Genomic DNA, 16,739 nt, shown 5'->3' with positions numbered 1-16,739 from the left:
GCTATACTTACGCCTGTTGAATGCATTTCGGTACCAATGGAATGCAAAGCAGAATTTCGTAATCAAATTTTGAAGTCAATCATAAATTAGGAGTGATTTTTATTTTATTAAGTAAACGTCTAAAAATGGTATTACTCACAACAGCCGGTGCCGCTGGTATCTTGATCGGTGGCGCTAAGGTCGCTGATGCAGCAGTCATTACTGCTAAGGTTGGCGACACGGTTTCTGATCTTGCCGAAGATTACAACACAACAATCGATTCAATTGAAACAGCTAATAACATCAATAAAACCACGCATTTAATCTATGCCGGTCAAAAATATAATATTCCAAGTAGTGCAGTTGCATCTACGGCAGCCGCTGCTCAGCCAAGTGCTGTTCAACAGCCTGCTAGTGCAGCACCAGTTTCACAGGCTGCACCAGTCAGTTCAGTTGCGCCTGCTGCTTCAGTGGCACCTGTCTCATCTGCAGCGCCAGTATCAGCCGTTGCAGCTTCTTCAGTTGCGCCAGTTAGTAGCGTTGCAGCTGTCAGTTCGGTTGCGCCAGTAAGCAGTACTGCACCAGTTAGTTCCGTTGCCCCAGTAAGCAGCGCAACGCCTGTTAGCTCAACTGCTCCTGTCAGTTCTGTTGCCCCAGCAAGCAGTACGGCCCCAGTTGGTTCAACTGCGCCAGTCTCATCTGCAGCGCCAGTTTCACAGGCTTCTAGTGTAGCTGCAACTAGTGCTGCTTCTGCCGTATCGGCTCCAGTAAGCACACAATCGACATACACTGCACCACAAGCACAGGCAACACAAAACACACAATCAACTGCTAGTTCAGCAACTAGTACTAATAACGCCGCTACTTCAACAAGTAGCTCCGAAGCTGCCGCTAAAGCTTGGATTGCTAACAAGGAATCTGGCGGTAATTATTCAGCAACTAACGGTCAGTATATCGGTAAGTATCAATTAAGTTCTTCATATTTAAATGGTGATTATTCGGCATCAAACCAAGAAGCTGTTGCTAACTCTTACGTCACTTCAACTTACGGTAGCTGGAGTAAGGCACAGTCATTCTGGGAAGCAAATGGTTGGTATTAATATTAATAAGTAAATTATTTTAAAAAGGCCAAGTCTTGACTTGGCCTTTTTTTTGTGGTGTTCATGCTAAAAAATCCATGGCGTTGGACAAAAACCACTACCAAGGTCGTTTTGGTTGGCTGTCAAAAAGATTTCTGATTTTTCAGGTCTAGCACTAGCTTTTTTCGGAATAGTTTTGTATAATAATAGTTGCCGAAAGGCCTTGAGACAATGTTGCGCTTACGAATCGTGTCAGATTCGGAAGAAAGCAGCACTAAGTAGGATGTGGCATGTGTCTCTTGTTTTTTTGATGATAAACAAGCTCTTAGTTGAAAGTGACTAAGAGCTTTTAATTTGTGCTTAATTATAGCGGTGGAATTATTTTTTGAGATTATTTTGGCCAGCGTCTTTACTGTCAATCTGGTAAAAGGATGGCCATTTTGGCATTAGTTGCCACGTGGCGGAGGTCGTTTTACTTGGCTGATTAAGCTATACTAAAGACTGGTTCGATGATTGCTTTTTCAAACGCAGTACACTTGAATGGCTAGGAAAAAGCTAGTAAAATTATTTTTCAAACGCAATCCGGCTTGCCTGCCACCTAAAATTTTTAGAATGTTGTTTGAACTACTATTATTTGATCACTGAAATAAACTAACAAAATGATTAATTGGTGTCTGAAAGAATCATGAAAGGAGGACGTTAATTTGGCCTATCAAGCTTTATACCGTACTTGGCGGCCGCAGAAATTTGCGGATATTGTCGGGCAGGAGACGATTACGAAAACGTTGCGCAATGCGTTAATTGCTCAGCAGACTAGTCACGCTTATTTATTTACTGGTCCGCGGGGGACTGGTAAAACGTCGGCGGCAAAGATTTTGGCTAAGGCCATTAATTGTCCTAATTTGAAGAATGGCGAGCCTTGCAATGAATGTGAAACTTGTAAGGCGATTACGGCCGGTACGCTAAACGACGTCATTGAAATTGATGCGGCGTCGAATAATGGTGTTGACGAAATTCGCGATATTCGGGACAAGGCGAAATATGCGCCGACTGCGGCCAAATATAAAGTTTATATTATTGATGAAGTCCACATGTTGTCCACGGGCGCTTTTAATGCTTTACTGAAAACATTGGAGGAGCCGCCGGAACACGTTTTGTTCATTTTGGCGACAACTGAGCCGCATAAGGTACCGTTGACGATTATTTCCCGGACTCAGCGTTTTGATTTTCGGCGGATTAATAGCCAGGATATTTATCAGCGGATGGTGTACATTTTGCAGGAAAAAGAAGTCACTTTTGAGCCGGAAGCTTTGAAGGCCATCGCGAAGGCTGCAGAAGGTGGCATGCGGGATGCGCTGAGTATTTTGGATCAGGTTTTGTCCTTTAGTGATAATCACGTGACGTTGGACAATGCGTTGCAGGTGACTGGCAGTACAACACGGGCGCTGTTGGCTGATTACATGCAAACAATTCAGGATCAGGCAACGGCTAAGGCACTGGAAATTTTGCAGCAGTTGTTGGCTGCGGGCAAAGATGCCAGCCGCTTTATTGAAGATTTAATCGAATATAGTCGCGACTTGCTCCTTTACCAAAAAGCGCCGGAAATGGTGACTGAAATTGAAATGGGCAGCGTGGATGATCATTTTAAGGCGTTAAGTCAGAGCTTGGCGGCGACTACCTTATATGAAGTAATTGATATTTTAAATGATATGCAGCAGCAATTGCGCTTTACTAACCACCCAGATATCTACCTGGAAGTGGTTACCGTGAAATTGACCCAGCTTAAGGTGGCGGCGGTCACAGCCCAAGTGGATCAGCCAGAGGTGCAATCAAAGGCGACTTCACAGGCTGCACCAGAGGCAACGGTGGCGGCGTTACAGGCGCAAGTTAAGCAATTAACTCAGGCGGTCGATCAGTTGCAGTCAAGTGAAGGTCAGGCTGCACCAGTTGCAGCGACACCGCGGCCGGTGAAACGGACGACTACTCCGGCGCGGCACGCCAATCCAGCGGCCGTTTACCCAGTACTCGACCACGCAACAAAGGAAAATTTACAGCAGTTAAAGGGCGTTTGGCAAGATCTATTACAAACACTGTCCGTGCAGTACCGTGCCTTAATGCACGCTTCAGAGCCAGTGGCGGCCAGTCATGACGGCGTCGTTGTGTCCTTTGATAACGACTTTTTATTGGAACGAGCCAGCAATAACCCAGAAATGGTTGATGGCTTAGAAAACGGCCTGGATCGGCTGGTAGGCTATACACCTAAAATTATTTTTGTCCCTCAAGATGATTGGCCGAAAGTCCGCCAAGCCTACATTGAAGAGCACCATCGCGGTAAACAACCCAAGGCGGACGAAAAGCCACAAGTGACCCCAGTTGTTGAAAAGGCGACAGAATTGTTTGGTTCTGCTAATATTGAAGTTAAGGATGATTAGAGTGTTTGAAAAAGCGGTTAGATTCTGAGGATTAGCCTAAACAGACGAATTATCTGTGAAACAGATGATTTGGCTGTTGTAGCTAACCGCAGGAATCTGCTTTTTCAAACACGTTTCCACTAAAATAGTCAGGTGAATACTAGTAAAGACAGTTCGCAAACGCGGCCTAGGTTTCTTACACTATTTACTTAGCCCAAACGTGCCTAAAAAGGCAGGTTCCTGTGCTTAGCCTAGATTACCAAATAATTTATTTCATAAATTTTTCGATAATCTAGGCTAATGCGTGGAACCTGAGCGACTTTTGCGACACTCTTGATAAACTTGAAAGGATTGATTGATAAAATGATGCGTGGAATGGGTAATATGCAAGGTATGATGAAAAAGATGCAGAAAATGCAGAAGGAAATGGAACAGGCACAGAATGATTTAAACGGCACTGCTTTTACAGGTAAGGCCAGTGATGACGCGGTTGTCGTTACTTTTACTGGTGATAAGCAAATGACTGATATTTCGATTAAGCCTGAGGCCATTGATCCTGACGATCCTGATATGTTGCAGGATTTGATCATTATGGCCGTTAACAATGCAATGAACGAGATTGATACTAAGACGCAAGCTACCATGGGTAAATATAGCAAAGGTATGAATATTCCTGGAATGTAGTTATTGTGCGTGAAGAAGCGTGATCATATTTTGAGAATTAGGTTAACGGGTTACTTTTACTGGGCAACGGCTGAGACGACTGTTGTAATTAATTTTCAGAATCTGAACGCTTTTTTGGATGTGTTACCTATTTAGCAGAAGAGAGGACGAGGGCATGCAATATCCAGAACCGATTGCAAAATTGATTGAAAGCTACATGAAGTTGCCTGGTATCGGTAATAAAACGGCGACGCGGCTAGCTTTTTACACAATTGATATGCATAAAGATGATGTGACTGATTTTGCCAAGGCGCTGATTTCTGCCCAACGTGATCTGCATTATTGCAGTATTTGCGGTAACATCACCGAGGAGGATCCTTGTGCGATTTGCCAGGATAAATCCCGTGATCAAAGCGTTATTTTGGTGGTGGAAGAGCCCAAGGACATCATGACGATGGAAGGCATGCGCGAATATCATGGCTTGTACCACGTGTTGCACGGCGTTCTATCACCGATTGACGGCAAGGGCCCGGAAGATATCAACATTGCCGGATTGCTGAAGCGGCTTCAAAATGATCAGGCCAAAGAAGTGATCATCGCCACCAACGCTACTCCAGAGGGCGAAGCAACAGCAACGTACATGTCACGGCTGATTAAACCGGCGGGCATCAAGGTCACGCGGTTGGCCCATGGTTTATCAGTGGGCAGTGACATTGAATACGCCGACGAGATGACGTTACTTAAGGCAGTTGAAGGACGGCAGGAGATGTAAATATGGCCAGCAGTTTTCTTGGGCGCCACAAGGGTCGGTCTTCAAAGCTGATCAAAGAATATGATGAAAAGCTTTTGGCCCAAATCGCGATGGCAATGAAAAATTGGAATAAGGTAAAAGATAACTCAGATCGAGTTATTAATGCTGCAATTGATGATGAGCTATACTACCAGCGACAATTGGCCAGGGCCAAGTACCTCTACTTGTACCACGAGGCAAGATTGCGCGGGACAAAAAGCGATCAGTTAATGCCAGGAACAGAGAAAAAGTTTTTGGAATAAAAAAGAGCAAAAAAAAGAGCGGTAGATTCTGAGGATTAGCCTAAGTAGGCGCTTTGGCCGTGAAACGGCCGAAGTGACTGCTGTAGCTACTATTCCGCAATTGAGGATTATTACTAGCTTTGCTGACGATATCGATCGGACTAGGGTGAACCGAAGTCCGAATCGCAGCCTAATACGCTAATAATCTTGATGCTTCATACGTTGACCATTCAACTACTACTTCGCAATTAAGGTTAGTTATTTGCAAGAAACGCAAATAACTCATGATGCTACGAATGTTGTCTATTCTTGTGGCAAAGTTCATGCCGCAAGAACTAGCATGCCGAAAAACGCCAAGTTGAAACATGGCAACCGCAGGAATCTGCTCTTTTTTTCGCGTTTGCTGCAGAGAAGGGGCAAATTCGCCCAATTAATTCTAGCGACGTAAAATTTAGTTTAAATCTAGTCGTTGTGTAGCAGGATGATTATTTACCTTAACCAGCGAATGAACGTTTAGTGGTGTGCAAAATACGAATTAATTTTAGATTCAGTCACTAATCTGACTGAATCTTTTCTTTTTTCAGCAGCATTATTGTAGAATAGGTAACAGTATAACGACATGAATTAGGCATAGAAGATGGAGCAAGCAATGGAAAAAAGAATAATACCAATCAAAATCTGGAATCGTGGCACAAAAATTGCCAATAATGGTGATGTTGTGATCCAATATATTGATAATGATCGGCAAGAGGTGGAAGCAACAGTCTTCGGAACTGAGGCATATGGCGTTACCGTCAACCAAAACGATGCCGGTAGCGATTTTTGTGAATGCCCCTACTTTCCTGGTCACGGTTACTGTAAGCATATTGCGGCCGTGGTCAAGTTGTTGAAGTCACAGGGGCGACCAATTGAGCAGCTATTTAATGACCAGACTGATGATTTGAATTTTCCTAAAAAGATGGGCGCTCATTACTTGTTAATCTCGGCGAAGTTTGAACAACAATTGTTGGATCATCCGGAAGCCGCACGGGAAGTTTACGCCAATAAACAGCAATACAATCAGTTGCGCGCTGATTTGGATGGACGGGCTAGCTTTTTTGCCAAGCCAGTCCTTAAACAAGCACTCCCAAAATCGGCGCTACCACCTGAATTTGAACAATACCGAAAAGCTCTGGAACCCCAGGCCAGTGGCGAATATTTTTTAGAGCAGATTCAATTACCAGAGAAGCATTATTTTCAACCACTGCAGGCGAGCACTGATACAGCACTACACTTAGAAGTGACCCTGGTTGTCGGTCAAACTGCTGCCGACTGGAGCTATCAGGAAGTAGATCGTTTCTTCATTAAATTACGGGTTGCCGGGGCGGATTCGAAATTTTATGTGGTCAGTAATATTGATCGTTTTTTGGCGGCATACCGTAATCATGCTGTGTATCAAACTAATGGTAAGCGGGAGTTTCAGCTTAGCGCCACTGCTTTTGCGCCCACCGAGCAAGCGTTACTTGACTTTTTAAAGCAGCTTGAAAACGAGGCCAAAATTGATATTTACGGGGCGAGTGCCAGTAGATACATGGTGCTGCCAACCTATAATTTTGCGCATACAGTCGCTTTATTGACTGCGTTACCCACGTTTTATTTTAAATCAGATGAGCAGACTAAACGCTATGAAACTATCAAGCTTGAAGCCTTCACGGCGGAGGCTGGCCTACTGAGTGGTGAGCTAGTGGCCAATGCTACTGGCTATAATTTGACAATTAAGGCTGATTTTCAATCGTTTGTCAATTCTAATTTAGTCCTCATCCGCCGAAACACGCTTTATCAAGCAACTAGTGAACAATTTAGAATTATTGCGCAGATCAACGATAATTATAATGAAGTCGTTGAATACCATTCTCAGCGTCACGCGCTGCATTTTCCGCTGGACAGTGAGAGTCAACTTAGTGATTTTGTAACTTTGTTTCAGCAAGTTGGTATGATCAAATTTCCGCCCCAGCTGGTAGTTAAGAAAATGATTCCGCATTTTGACTTAAGTCGTGATAAGCAAACCTTGGTATTAAAGTTGGCCTTCGAATACGACGGTGAGATCACTGACAGCAATGATATTGCTAAAAATAAGACGATTGTGCGCAATTCAGAAATGGAAGCACAGGCAGCAACTTATTTACGCAGCCTGGAATTCCACCAACATGGGCGCAGCTGGACTAAAAGTTTCGTCGCGGCCGAAGAATTGTACCGTTTCTTTGTGGACGAGTTGCCTAACTTGCGTACCAACGGGGTGGTCACACTGACGCCAGAATTAGAAGCTTTATTACAGGATTCGGCTGAATTAACGCCAAAAATCGATGTTAGCCAGGCAGATGGGTTCTTAGCGGTTAGCTTCTCCTTTGGTGGGATCAATGAAAATGAGGTCGATCAAGTTTTAGAACAATTAGACGTTGCACAGCCGTTTATTGCGCGGCCTGATGGGTCAATCGTCCTTGTTGACGATGAGCTGAAAAAGGTGGCGGCGGCCTTGGTTAAGGTGCGTGCGCAAGGCAAGTTTAAACATGGACAAATGAAAGTCCACGCCTCACAAGCCTTGGCCATTCAAGCTGCACTGGGGGATACAGCAAACTTTGATCAGAAGTTTAAACGTTTGACCACTGATCTGGCCCATCCGGAACAGTTTGCGGTCGCCGCCAGCCAACCAGTTAATGCCAAATTACGGCCCTACCAAAAGCTAGGCGTTAAGTGGCTAGAAATGTTGGATTCATACCATTTTGGTGGTATCTTGGCCGATGAAATGGGGCTGGGTAAAACACTGCAGATGATCACGTTTTTGAATAATCATTTAGTGCCTGATCAAACTAATCTAGTCGTTTCGCCCGCGTCATTGATCTATAACTGGCAAGAAGAATTCGCTAAGTTTGCGCCGAAGATTGAGGTCGAAGTGGTTGATGGCACCAAGGCACACCGTCACCAATTGATCGCAACCAGCTCGGCGGCAGTATTGATCACCAGTTATAACAGTGCTCGCTTAGACATTGAAGACTACCAGCAGCGGGAGCTTAATTATTTAGTGTTGGATGAAGCCCAATACGTGAAAAATGGTAGCTCTAAAACCAATCAGAATTTGCGTAAATTGACGCCGAAAAATACCTTTGCCTTATCGGGAACGCCAATCGAAAATCGCGCCGAAGAACTCTGGGCGATTTTTGCCTTGGTTATGCCTGGTCTGTTACCGAGCAAGAAGGCCTTTAACAAGCTGACGCCGGATGAAATTGCGGTGCGGGTTAAACCGTTTATTTTGCGCCGTGAGAAGGTGGCAGTGCTAAAAGATTTACCGGCCAAGGTTGAATCTAATTTGTACAATGAAATGACCACGGAACAAAAGACTGTTTATTTGGCGCAGCTGAAACAGATGCAGATTACGATCAAGGGCATGTCCAGCGAAAATTTCGTAAAAAATAAAATTGCCATTTTAGCGGGATTGACGCGCTTACGCCAAATCTGCGACACGCCAGCGTTGTACGTTGATGACTACCAAGCGAGTTCTGGCAAGTTGGATCAGCTTAACGAAATCTTACACCAGGCAGTGGATAATCAACACCGGGTTCTAATTTTTTCCCAGTTTACCAGTATGCTGAATATGATTGAAGCGGAACTGGCCAAACAGAATATTGCGACCTTTATGCTACAAGGGCGGACCAAGCCTAAGGAACGACTGGCCATGGTTGATGCCTTTAACGCCGGCGAAAAGACCGTCTTTCTAATTTCACTGAAAGCTGGTGGGACTGGGTTAAATTTGACGGGCGCCGATACGGTGATCCTAGTTGATCTTTGGTGGAATCCGGCGGTGGAAGACCAAGCAACGGCGCGGGCCCACCGCATTGGTCAAACCAAAAAGGTGGAAGTTTACCGTCTAATCACGAAAGGCACGATTGAGGAACAGATCTATAAACTACAAGAAAAAAAGCGCAATTTTGTCGATCAAGTGTTGAGCGGCACGGAGAACAAAGGCTCATTGACCGAAGAAGAAGTCCGGTTAATTTTGGGGATCGAATAAGCAAAGTAGTGCTGGTCGCGGGTGAGCAGCACTATTTTTGTGCGGTTTAGTTCAGGCTATTCTATCTGAGTAACGAATTCCGCGGTTAATATCCTCGCAGGTTAGTTAGTGTAAATAAGGTAGCTATTTCTAAATAAATTTCAAAAGCAGGTCAGTGTCCGTTAAGACGGCCTTTAAACGCTGAAAAAGTTTTCAATCAAAATGGACAGCAGGGGTTTCTTAAAGTAAAATAAAGCTAGATTTAGCTTGAATCTGGCCTTAGTTAGGTTTGAGACTTAAATGAAGCTGGGGGAAGTAGTGTGATAGGCAGATTTATTACATTTGAAGGTCCAGACGGCGCAGGGAAAACGAGCGTCTTAACGGCGTTAGTCCCACGCCTGAAAGCGTTGGCCCAGGTGCCATTGATTGAAACTCGTGAGCCAGGGGGCAACCCAATTTCCGAAGCCATTCGGCAGATTATTCTGGACCCCAAAAACACCGCAATGGATCCACGAACTGAAGCATTGCTTTATACAGCAGCGCGGCGGCAACACATTATCGAAAAAATTCGGCCAGCTTTAGCGGCGAATAAATTAGTTTTGTGCGATCGTTTCGTGGATAGTTCGTTGGCTTACCAAGGTGCCGGTCGCGAGATTGGGGTTGCGGAGGTGGCACAGATGAACTTGTTTGCCACTGAGGCGCTACAACCTGATTTAACCTTATACTTGGATGTCCCATCTGAGGTTGGGTTAGCGCGGATTTCGGCTCACCGGCCGGATCAAAATGACCGTTTAGATCAGGAAGCACTCAGTTTTCACCAGAAGGTTCGCGGTGAATACTTGCAGTTAGCTAAAGATAATCCCCAGCGAATTAAAGTGATCGACGCGACACAAGCAATTGAGCAAGTGATTGCGGCTTGTCAGACGTTGGTGACTGCTAGTTTTCCGGAAATGTTTCGGGGATAGGAAGTTGAAACGTGGCAAAATCGGCAACTTACTCCATGTAGCTACAGAAATCGATTTGTCTGCTTCGCAGTCAAATTCGCTTTCTTAGGCTACATTCCGTAAGTTAAGCGTTGGTTTGGCTACTCTATTCTAAAACGTGGTAACACCGGCAACTTGTTCCATGTAGCTACAGAAGTCATTTTGCCCGTTACACGGTCAAAAGTGCCTTCTTAGGCTACACTCCACAAGTTAAGCGCCGGTCTTACCACTCTCTATTCTAAAACGTGGTAAACAGAGCAGTTTACTCCGTGTAGCTACAGAAGTCATTTTGCCCGTTGCACGGTCAAAAGTGCCTTCTTAGGCTACACTCCGTAAACTAGCGCTCTTTTTACCACTCTATTCTAAAACGTGGCAAAATCGGCAACTTACTCCATATAACTACAGAAGTCATTTTGCCCGTTACACGGTCAAAAGTGCCTTCTTAGGTTATATGGAGTAAGTTAAGCGCCGATTTGGCCACTCTCTCATAGGAGCGTGATTAACCATGAAGATGATTTTTGCCATTGTGCAAGATAAAGATAGTAATCGCCTGAGCTCTGAATTTGTTAATGCCAATATTCGGGCGACTAAATTGGCTAGTAGTGGTGGTTTCCTGCGTTCTGGGAACACGACTTTCATTATTGGACTTGAGGATGAACGGGTGAAGGATGCTTTGCGGATTATTCGCGAGACTTCTCACAGTCGGGAACAGTTCATGACGCCGCCGATTAATTTGGATAGTTCGCTTGATGGCGGCGAAACAGCCTTCCCGGTTGAGGTTCAGGTTGGCGGTGCGACGGTTTTCGTCATGCCAGTCGAACAGTTCCACCAATTTTAAGATGACATTTACAATTGAAACCTTGCAGGGACGCTTAGTTGAGCTATTTCGGCGGATTATTGGCCAGGGCCAGCTGAGTCAGGGCTACTTATTTGCCGGTGACACTGGGACTGGCAAAATGGAACTGGCTCAATGGATTGCGCTGCGGCTTTTTTGCCAGCACGTGGACGCCGCCGGAAATCCTGACGGGACCTGCAGTGAATGTCAGCGAATTTTGTCCGGTAATCACCCGGATGTCGTTGTTGTCGCACCAGAAGGGCAAACGATCAAAGTTGATGAGATTCGTTTTTTGAAAAGTGAATTGAGTAAGCGCGGCATGGAAACCAATCAGCGCGTTTTCATTATTCAAGACGCCGATAAGATGACCACTGGCGCCGCTAATGGGTTATTGAAATTTTTAGAGGAGCCAGCGCCGCAAACTTACTTGATTTTAACGACTTCTGCCAAAAATCAACTGTTGCCCACGGTGTTATCGCGGTTACAGATTATTGATTTTCAAGATTTGCCGCGGCCTGAATTGTTAAAACGGCTGCAAGCACAAGAAATTTCGGCCAACGATGCGGCCTTATTGGCGCACATGACTAATAGTGTCACCGTGGCCAGCGAATTGGCGGCCAGTGATTGGTTTAATCCGTTGAAGGAGCGGCTGTGGCAGTGGCTAACCCACGTCCAGCAGCATAACGGCCAGGCGTTCGTCGCGGTGCAGACGCAGATTGTGCCCTTGGTGAAGGATAAAATTGCCCAGGGCCAGGCTTTGGCAGTCATTTTACTGCTGTATCAAGATATTCTGGCGGTTCATTTTGACCAGCGCGGCGACCTTAGTTTTCCCCAAGCGGAAAAAACGTTGACCAGTTGGGCAGAAAATACGACGGTGGCGAAGTTACTGCAACAAATGGAGGCCGTTTTACAGGCTCAGCGTTATTTAAACGCCAATGTCAGTTTTCAGAATACGTTAGAGGATTTAACTTTGAAATTATTATAGTGGGTAGTTTTGTCATTGTTTAAGTAGTTTGAGCAGGGATTAGCAGTAGTGTGGCAAATTTGTTCTTCTAAGCACTTTGAATTGGGGGGTCCAGGGATGGAAGTAATCGCAATCCGCTTTCGAAAAGCGGAGAAGTTAGCTTATTTGGAAAATAAATTACGAATTAAAGTCGGCGAAGCGGTTGTCGTGGCGGTCGATCACTGTGAGGAAATTGCGCGGGCGGCTCAAAGGCTTGAGCTTGATCCTAGCGAAATTGTGCTCAGCAATGAAGTGATTGAACGCACCGCTAGCCAACTGGATTTGGCCCACTACGCACAAAACAAAGTTGCGGCGGTAAAGGCTTTGCGGACGGCCAGGGAACAAGTCATGAAGTTGCACTTACCGATGAAATTGGATTTGGCCTACTACACGTTGAACAAACATAAATTAATTTTTGACTTTACGGCGGCCGGCCGAGTTGATTTTCGGGAACTCGTTCGTAGTTTGGCGGCCATTTTCAAGACCAGAATTGAACTGCGCCAAGTTGGTGTGCGGGATGAGGCCAAGATTCTAGGCGGCATTGGTCCTTGTGGCCGGCCACTATGCTGTTCGGAATTTCTCGGTGAGTTTGCGCCAGTTTCGATCAAAATGGCGAAAAACCAGAATCTGTCACTGAACCCAACTAAAATTTCCGGGCTCTGTGGCCGGTTGATGTGCTGCCTGAGTTTTGAAGATAAAACTTATGAAGCAGAAAAGGCGGCCATGCCTGATTACGGCAGCCGCATCGAAACGGCTGATGGTGGCGGTAAAGTGGTGGGAATGAATTTACTAACCCACGTTATCCGCGTCCGGTTGGATGGCCATGAAGTGCCAGTGGAGTATGATTTGGACGAGATCAAAGTGTGATGAAAAGCGGGTAGCTTCTGAGGATTAGCCTAAAAAGGCGGCTTATCCGTGAAACGGATGAGACGACTTTTGTAGCTAACCGCAGGAAGCTGCTTTTCAGCACACGATTCAGAAGAGAAGACTGCACTTGTGGACTGTATAATCTAGGAGAAAGTTTTGGCTGTGCAACGGCCGAAGGAACTTCTGTAGCTACATGGAGGAATTTGCTTTTCAGCACACGATTCAGAAGAGAAGGCTAAGGCTGTCTGGACTTGCGAACTGTATAATCTAGGAAGAAGTTCTGGCCGGTGCAACGGCCGAAGGGGCTTTTCTGTAGTTATATGGAAGAATTTGCTTTCAGCACACGATTCAGAAGGAAGAGCTAAAGTGGCGACTGACTTTAAAGTGTCAGCTTAAGAGCTAAAGCCAAAGTCTGATGTAGTTTTCAAAGCAAACCCAGCACCCCACCAACAAACCCTGCTTTAAGAAAGGTGAGTAATTTGGACAAACGCGAATTGTACGATAGTTTCGTTAATTTAGAGCAAAATACCCAGCAAATGTTGGCCAAGATCGACGAAATGAAAACCGACATGACGCAAATCTTAGAACGCAACGCCGAGTTGGAGATCGAGAATCAACACCTACGCGAACATTTAGAAGAACTCCAAACGCCAGAAAGCGAGGCGGCTCAGGCCAAGAGATCAGATGCCAATGGGGCAGATGATAAAACCCAGCAACTGTCAAAGTCCCGGGCCAACCTGGAAAAGCTTTACGAAGAAGGCTTTCACGTCTGTTACCTAATGTACGGCTCAAGAAGAATCGACGACGAACCATGCGCTTTTTGCTTGGACGTGATTTATGGAGAAAGACACTAGAGTGCCCAAAATGGCGCCTAACTTGTGGAATGTAGCCTAAGAAAGCGAATTTGACTGCGAAGCAGACAAATCGATTTCTGTAGCTACATGGAGTAAACTGCTCTGTCTGCCACGTTTTAGAAGAGAATGCCCAGCCTTGCGTTCAGGAAATGTAGCCTAAGGCACTTTAGCCACGCAACGGCCAAAATGCCTTCTGTAGCTCTAGGTAGTAAGTTGCCGTTTGTGCCACGTCTAAAAGAACCCTCTTCTGAACAGCACTATCCATTCCATTCCATAATCGATTTCGTCACGGCAGGTCCAGTTCAGCGAGGAAGAGCCTCGCTTTTTTAATTGAGAAAGGAAAATTATGAACGCACAACAAAGTTTTGCCGCCCATGATTGCGGCAGTCTGTACCTTGTCCCAACGCCAATCGGCAACTTGGAAGATATGACCGTTCGTTCGATTAATATCCTAAAAGAAGTTGATCTGATTGCTGCGGAGGATACGCGTAATACCCAGAAATTACTGAATCATTTTGAAATTGAAACTAAACAAATTAGTTTTCATGAACATAACACCCAAGAACGGATTCCAACTTTACTTAAACGACTGCAAAATGGGGAAAGCATCGCCCAAGTGAGTGATGCCGGCATGCCGTCCATCAGCGATCCTGGCCATGAATTAGTCGTGGCCGCCATCAAGGCTGATATTCCGGTCATTCCGATTCCCGGGGCCAGCGCTGGGTTAACGGCACTGATTGCTTCCGGGTTAGCGCCACAACCTTTTTATTTTTACGGCTTTTTATCCCGCCAACACAAGGCGCAAAGCGATGAATTGGCCAAATTAGTCAATCGCGAAGAGACGACCATTTTTTATGAGGCACCCCACCGACTGAAAAAAACTTTGCAGGCGATGGCTAAGGCTTACGGCGCGGATCGGCAAGTTGTTTTGGCCCGAGAACTGACGAAGAAGTTTGAAGAATTTCTCCGCGGGAGTTTTCAGGAGGTTCAGGACTGGTTCAATGACCACGAAGTTCGCGGCGAATTTGTGATTTTGGTGACGGGCAACACTAATCCAACGGCGGAAGTTGATCCTTACGCTGATCTGGACAACAACGCTTACGTGGCGGCCTTGATGGAAGCGGGGATGACCACTAAAGACGCCATCAAACTCGTTGCTAAGCGCCGGGGGGTACCAAAGCAGGACGTTTATCGCAGTTACCATGAATTTTAAAAAAATGCGCAAATAAAGGGGTAGGCAGATGGGAATAAAATACACAGAAGATCACCGGGTGACTTATTACGAGGGTGACACCAAGGATCAAATGACGCTGGCAATGCTGATCAACGTGGCCATTTTGGTCTCTGAGCACCAGAATGATGCCTTAGGGATTGGCAACGACTACATTCATGAATTCGGCGCCGGCTGGGTGGTTACCCAGTACAGCCTTGAAATTAAGCGGATGCCGCGGGTGGACGAGACGGTCACGTTTGGCACCGAAGCAACAGGCTTTAACAAATACTTCTGTTACCGTGATTACTGGGCGCAGGACGCTGCTGGCAATCGGTTGGCCACCATTCACAGTATTTGGGTGTTGATGAGTTACGAAACGCGGAAAATGATTGCCGTCATTCCGGAAATTGTCACCAAGTACGAAACGGCAAGTGTTAAGGGCGTCAAACACTTTCCCCGCATTAGTCGGATCGACGCCGGCAAAGAAGTTGCCACGCAAAATTACCGCGTGCGTTACTTCGATATTGACGGCAACCAACACGTTAACAACGCCCACTACTTCGATTGGATGTTTGACCACCTCGGCTTTGATTTTTGTAACGAGCACGATATTGCTACGGTTAACATTCGCTATGAGCGGGAAGTTAAGTATGGTGAGCTACCTGAAAGTCGGTATCAATTTGCGGCGACCACTGATGCTGGATTGGTCACTAGTCGCCACCAAATTATTAATAACGGGAAACGCTGCGCTGAGGCAGAAGTGGGTTGGACGAAACATGAAGCTAAATGAAGTGGGAAGGGCTGCCGGTGAGGTGGCTTTTTTTGTGAGTTTTCGCCAAACTGCAGTGGTGGAGCATTTTGGTTTGGGAACTGTGTGGAAGAGAACTATACTTTATAGTAGTTGTTTCATTACAGTCATTTGAATTAGTGACGGTGAGTTTTGGTTAGTCATGGCGGCCGCTACAGCTATTGAAGCCGAACCACTTAAACTAATGCAGCCGAACCACATTACTTGAGATTTAATTGTACAAAACTCACTGCTGCATCGGTTGGATTGTGAGTTATAATGTAATTGAAATAATTTCATTTTAAGTGATTGCTTACTTAGAAAAGGTATTGTTTAAAAGCAGACAAAGAAGTTCAAATCATTTTATTTTGAAATTGATTCAATTGAAGAACGGTTACTAATTAAACGAAGGAGAACTTTCTTTAACTAATTTCACAAAGTATAACTAAGTTGGAAAATTCTCTCATTTTCCAAGTAACCGGTTAACCTATTGGTATAGTACAATTTGAAGTGAATATTGATATTTTAAATCTAATTACTTGATTACATATATGTGACAATTTTTCAAAGTAGCTTGTGTCAGTGTAATATTATAGTTATACTAAAAAATGTTATGAAAAGCTTAAATTGGTTAAGTTCTATTTAAGCTGTAAAAAGTAATTAAACTGTTTTATTGAGTAAGAATTGTATTACATATAGATTGCAAATTAGATTTATAAACGTTAAAAAAATGACTTGAGCCAACTTGATTAGGGGCAAGTTGATTGATTTACGTGGACTATAAAGGAAGAATGGGTGGGAAATCGATGGAGTTACCGAAGGAAGAACAGCATTACAATTCAGAAGCTCAAATCATTTTAAATCGGCTCTCTGTCAAATCCTGTTGATAGCCAATTTTACAGTGTTAGAAGTTAGGCAACTTCTAATGCTGTTTTTTTATTTGGTTTGGTGCGCATTTGTTGTAGTTTGATCCGTGAAACTAAATGGTGATAGTTGCGAAAACCAAAGG

The 16,739-nt window shown here is 44.9% G+C and carries 13 protein-coding genes and 1 other RNA gene; all 14 read left to right on the top strand.

The genetic code is table 11. The features are described 5' to 3' along the window. Positions 1 to 125: 125 nt before the first annotated feature. Positions 126 to 1,079: an aggregation-promoting factor gene (apf, locus tag EKM61_RS06070; protein WP_068223079.1), complete on the top strand. Its 954-nt coding sequence runs from the start codon at positions 126 to 128 to the stop codon at positions 1,077 to 1,079. Between the two features lie 194 nt (positions 1,080 to 1,273). Next, an RNA gene (gene ffs / locus EKM61_RS06065) (signal recognition particle sRNA small type) lies at positions 1,274 to 1,370 on the top strand. Between the two features lie 392 nt (positions 1,371 to 1,762). Then, entirely contained in the window at positions 1,763 to 3,490 is a 1,728-nt protein-coding gene (gene dnaX, locus EKM61_RS06060; protein ID WP_068223084.1) for a DNA polymerase III subunit gamma/tau, read from the top strand. Between the two features lie 345 nt (positions 3,491 to 3,835). Next, positions 3,836 to 4,153, top strand: coding sequence for a YbaB/EbfC family nucleoid-associated protein (locus tag EKM61_RS06055; protein ID WP_178378335.1), 318 nt, complete (start codon positions 3,836 to 3,838; stop codon positions 4,151 to 4,153). A 154-nt stretch (positions 4,154 to 4,307) separates the two neighbouring features. Further along, positions 4,308 to 4,904 (top strand): recombination mediator RecR, encoded by a 597-nt coding sequence (recR, locus tag EKM61_RS06050; protein ID WP_068223089.1) that lies wholly within the window; start codon positions 4,308 to 4,310, stop codon positions 4,902 to 4,904. 2 nt (positions 4,905 to 4,906) lie between these two features. After that, positions 4,907 to 5,185 (top strand): YaaL family protein, encoded by a 279-nt coding sequence (locus tag EKM61_RS06045; protein ID WP_068223093.1) that lies wholly within the window; start codon positions 4,907 to 4,909, stop codon positions 5,183 to 5,185. A gap of 628 nt (positions 5,186 to 5,813) precedes the next feature. After that, positions 5,814 to 9,209: an SNF2-related protein gene (locus tag EKM61_RS06040; RefSeq protein ID WP_068223095.1), complete on the top strand. Its 3,396-nt coding sequence runs from the start codon at positions 5,814 to 5,816 to the stop codon at positions 9,207 to 9,209. 299 nt (positions 9,210 to 9,508) lie between these two features. Continuing rightward, positions 9,509 to 10,153: a dTMP kinase gene (gene tmk, locus EKM61_RS06035; RefSeq protein ID WP_068223097.1), complete on the top strand. Its 645-nt coding sequence runs from the start codon at positions 9,509 to 9,511 to the stop codon at positions 10,151 to 10,153. A 523-nt stretch (positions 10,154 to 10,676) separates the two neighbouring features. Further along, on the top strand, positions 10,677 to 11,009 hold the full coding sequence (locus EKM61_RS06030) for a cyclic-di-AMP receptor (protein WP_068223100.1): 333 nt from the start codon (positions 10,677 to 10,679) through the stop codon (positions 11,007 to 11,009). A 1-nt stretch (position 11,010) separates the two neighbouring features. Next, positions 11,011 to 11,991: a DNA polymerase III subunit delta' gene (holB, locus tag EKM61_RS06025; protein ID WP_068223101.1), complete on the top strand. Its 981-nt coding sequence runs from the start codon at positions 11,011 to 11,013 to the stop codon at positions 11,989 to 11,991. Positions 11,992 to 12,087: 96 nt separating this feature from the next. Then, positions 12,088 to 12,876 (top strand): PSP1 domain-containing protein, encoded by a 789-nt coding sequence (locus EKM61_RS06020; RefSeq protein ID WP_068223103.1) that lies wholly within the window; start codon positions 12,088 to 12,090, stop codon positions 12,874 to 12,876. A 479-nt stretch (positions 12,877 to 13,355) separates the two neighbouring features. Continuing rightward, positions 13,356 to 13,730, top strand: coding sequence for a DNA replication initiation control protein YabA (locus tag EKM61_RS06015; RefSeq protein ID WP_068223105.1), 375 nt, complete (start codon positions 13,356 to 13,358; stop codon positions 13,728 to 13,730). 346 nt (positions 13,731 to 14,076) lie between these two features. Continuing rightward, entirely contained in the window at positions 14,077 to 14,943 is an 867-nt protein-coding gene (gene rsmI, locus EKM61_RS06010) for a 16S rRNA (cytidine(1402)-2'-O)-methyltransferase (RefSeq protein ID WP_068223108.1), read from the top strand. A 28-nt stretch (positions 14,944 to 14,971) separates the two neighbouring features. After that, positions 14,972 to 15,733: an acyl-[acyl-carrier-protein] thioesterase gene (locus tag EKM61_RS06005; RefSeq protein ID WP_068223110.1), complete on the top strand. Its 762-nt coding sequence runs from the start codon at positions 14,972 to 14,974 to the stop codon at positions 15,731 to 15,733. The last annotated feature ends 1,006 nt before the right edge of the window (positions 15,734 to 16,739 follow it).

The sequence above is a fragment of the Loigolactobacillus backii genome, from assembly GCF_003946275.1.
GTDB lineage: Bacteria > Bacillota > Bacilli > Lactobacillales > Lactobacillaceae > Loigolactobacillus > Loigolactobacillus backii.
The sequence above is the reverse complement of the archived record's forward strand: the minus strand, read 5'-3'. Positions and strand labels throughout refer to the sequence as shown.

What these genes read in the sequence shown, in the direction of transcription:
- recR (WP_068223089.1), top strand. Translation starts at nt 4,308, where the DNA reads ATGCAATATCCAGAACCGATTGCAAAATTGATTGAAAGCTACATGAAG.
- holB (WP_068223101.1), top strand. Translation starts at nt 11,011, where the DNA reads ATGACATTTACAATTGAAACCTTGCAGGGACGCTTAGTTGAGCTATTT.
- rsmI (WP_068223108.1), top strand. Translation starts at nt 14,077, where the DNA reads ATGAACGCACAACAAAGTTTTGCCGCCCATGATTGCGGCAGTCTGTAC.
- EKM61_RS06055 (WP_178378335.1), top strand. Translation starts at nt 3,836, where the DNA reads ATGCGTGGAATGGGTAATATGCAAGGTATGATGAAAAAGATGCAGAAA.
- EKM61_RS06045 (WP_068223093.1), top strand. Translation starts at nt 4,907, where the DNA reads ATGGCCAGCAGTTTTCTTGGGCGCCACAAGGGTCGGTCTTCAAAGCTG.
- apf (WP_068223079.1), top strand. Translation starts at nt 126, where the DNA reads ATGGTATTACTCACAACAGCCGGTGCCGCTGGTATCTTGATCGGTGGC.
- EKM61_RS06030 (WP_068223100.1), top strand. Translation starts at nt 10,677, where the DNA reads ATGAAGATGATTTTTGCCATTGTGCAAGATAAAGATAGTAATCGCCTG.
- EKM61_RS06005 (WP_068223110.1), top strand. Translation starts at nt 14,972, where the DNA reads ATGGGAATAAAATACACAGAAGATCACCGGGTGACTTATTACGAGGGT.
- EKM61_RS06040 (WP_068223095.1), top strand. Translation starts at nt 5,814, where the DNA reads ATGGAAAAAAGAATAATACCAATCAAAATCTGGAATCGTGGCACAAAA.
- EKM61_RS06020 (WP_068223103.1), top strand. Translation starts at nt 12,088, where the DNA reads ATGGAAGTAATCGCAATCCGCTTTCGAAAAGCGGAGAAGTTAGCTTAT.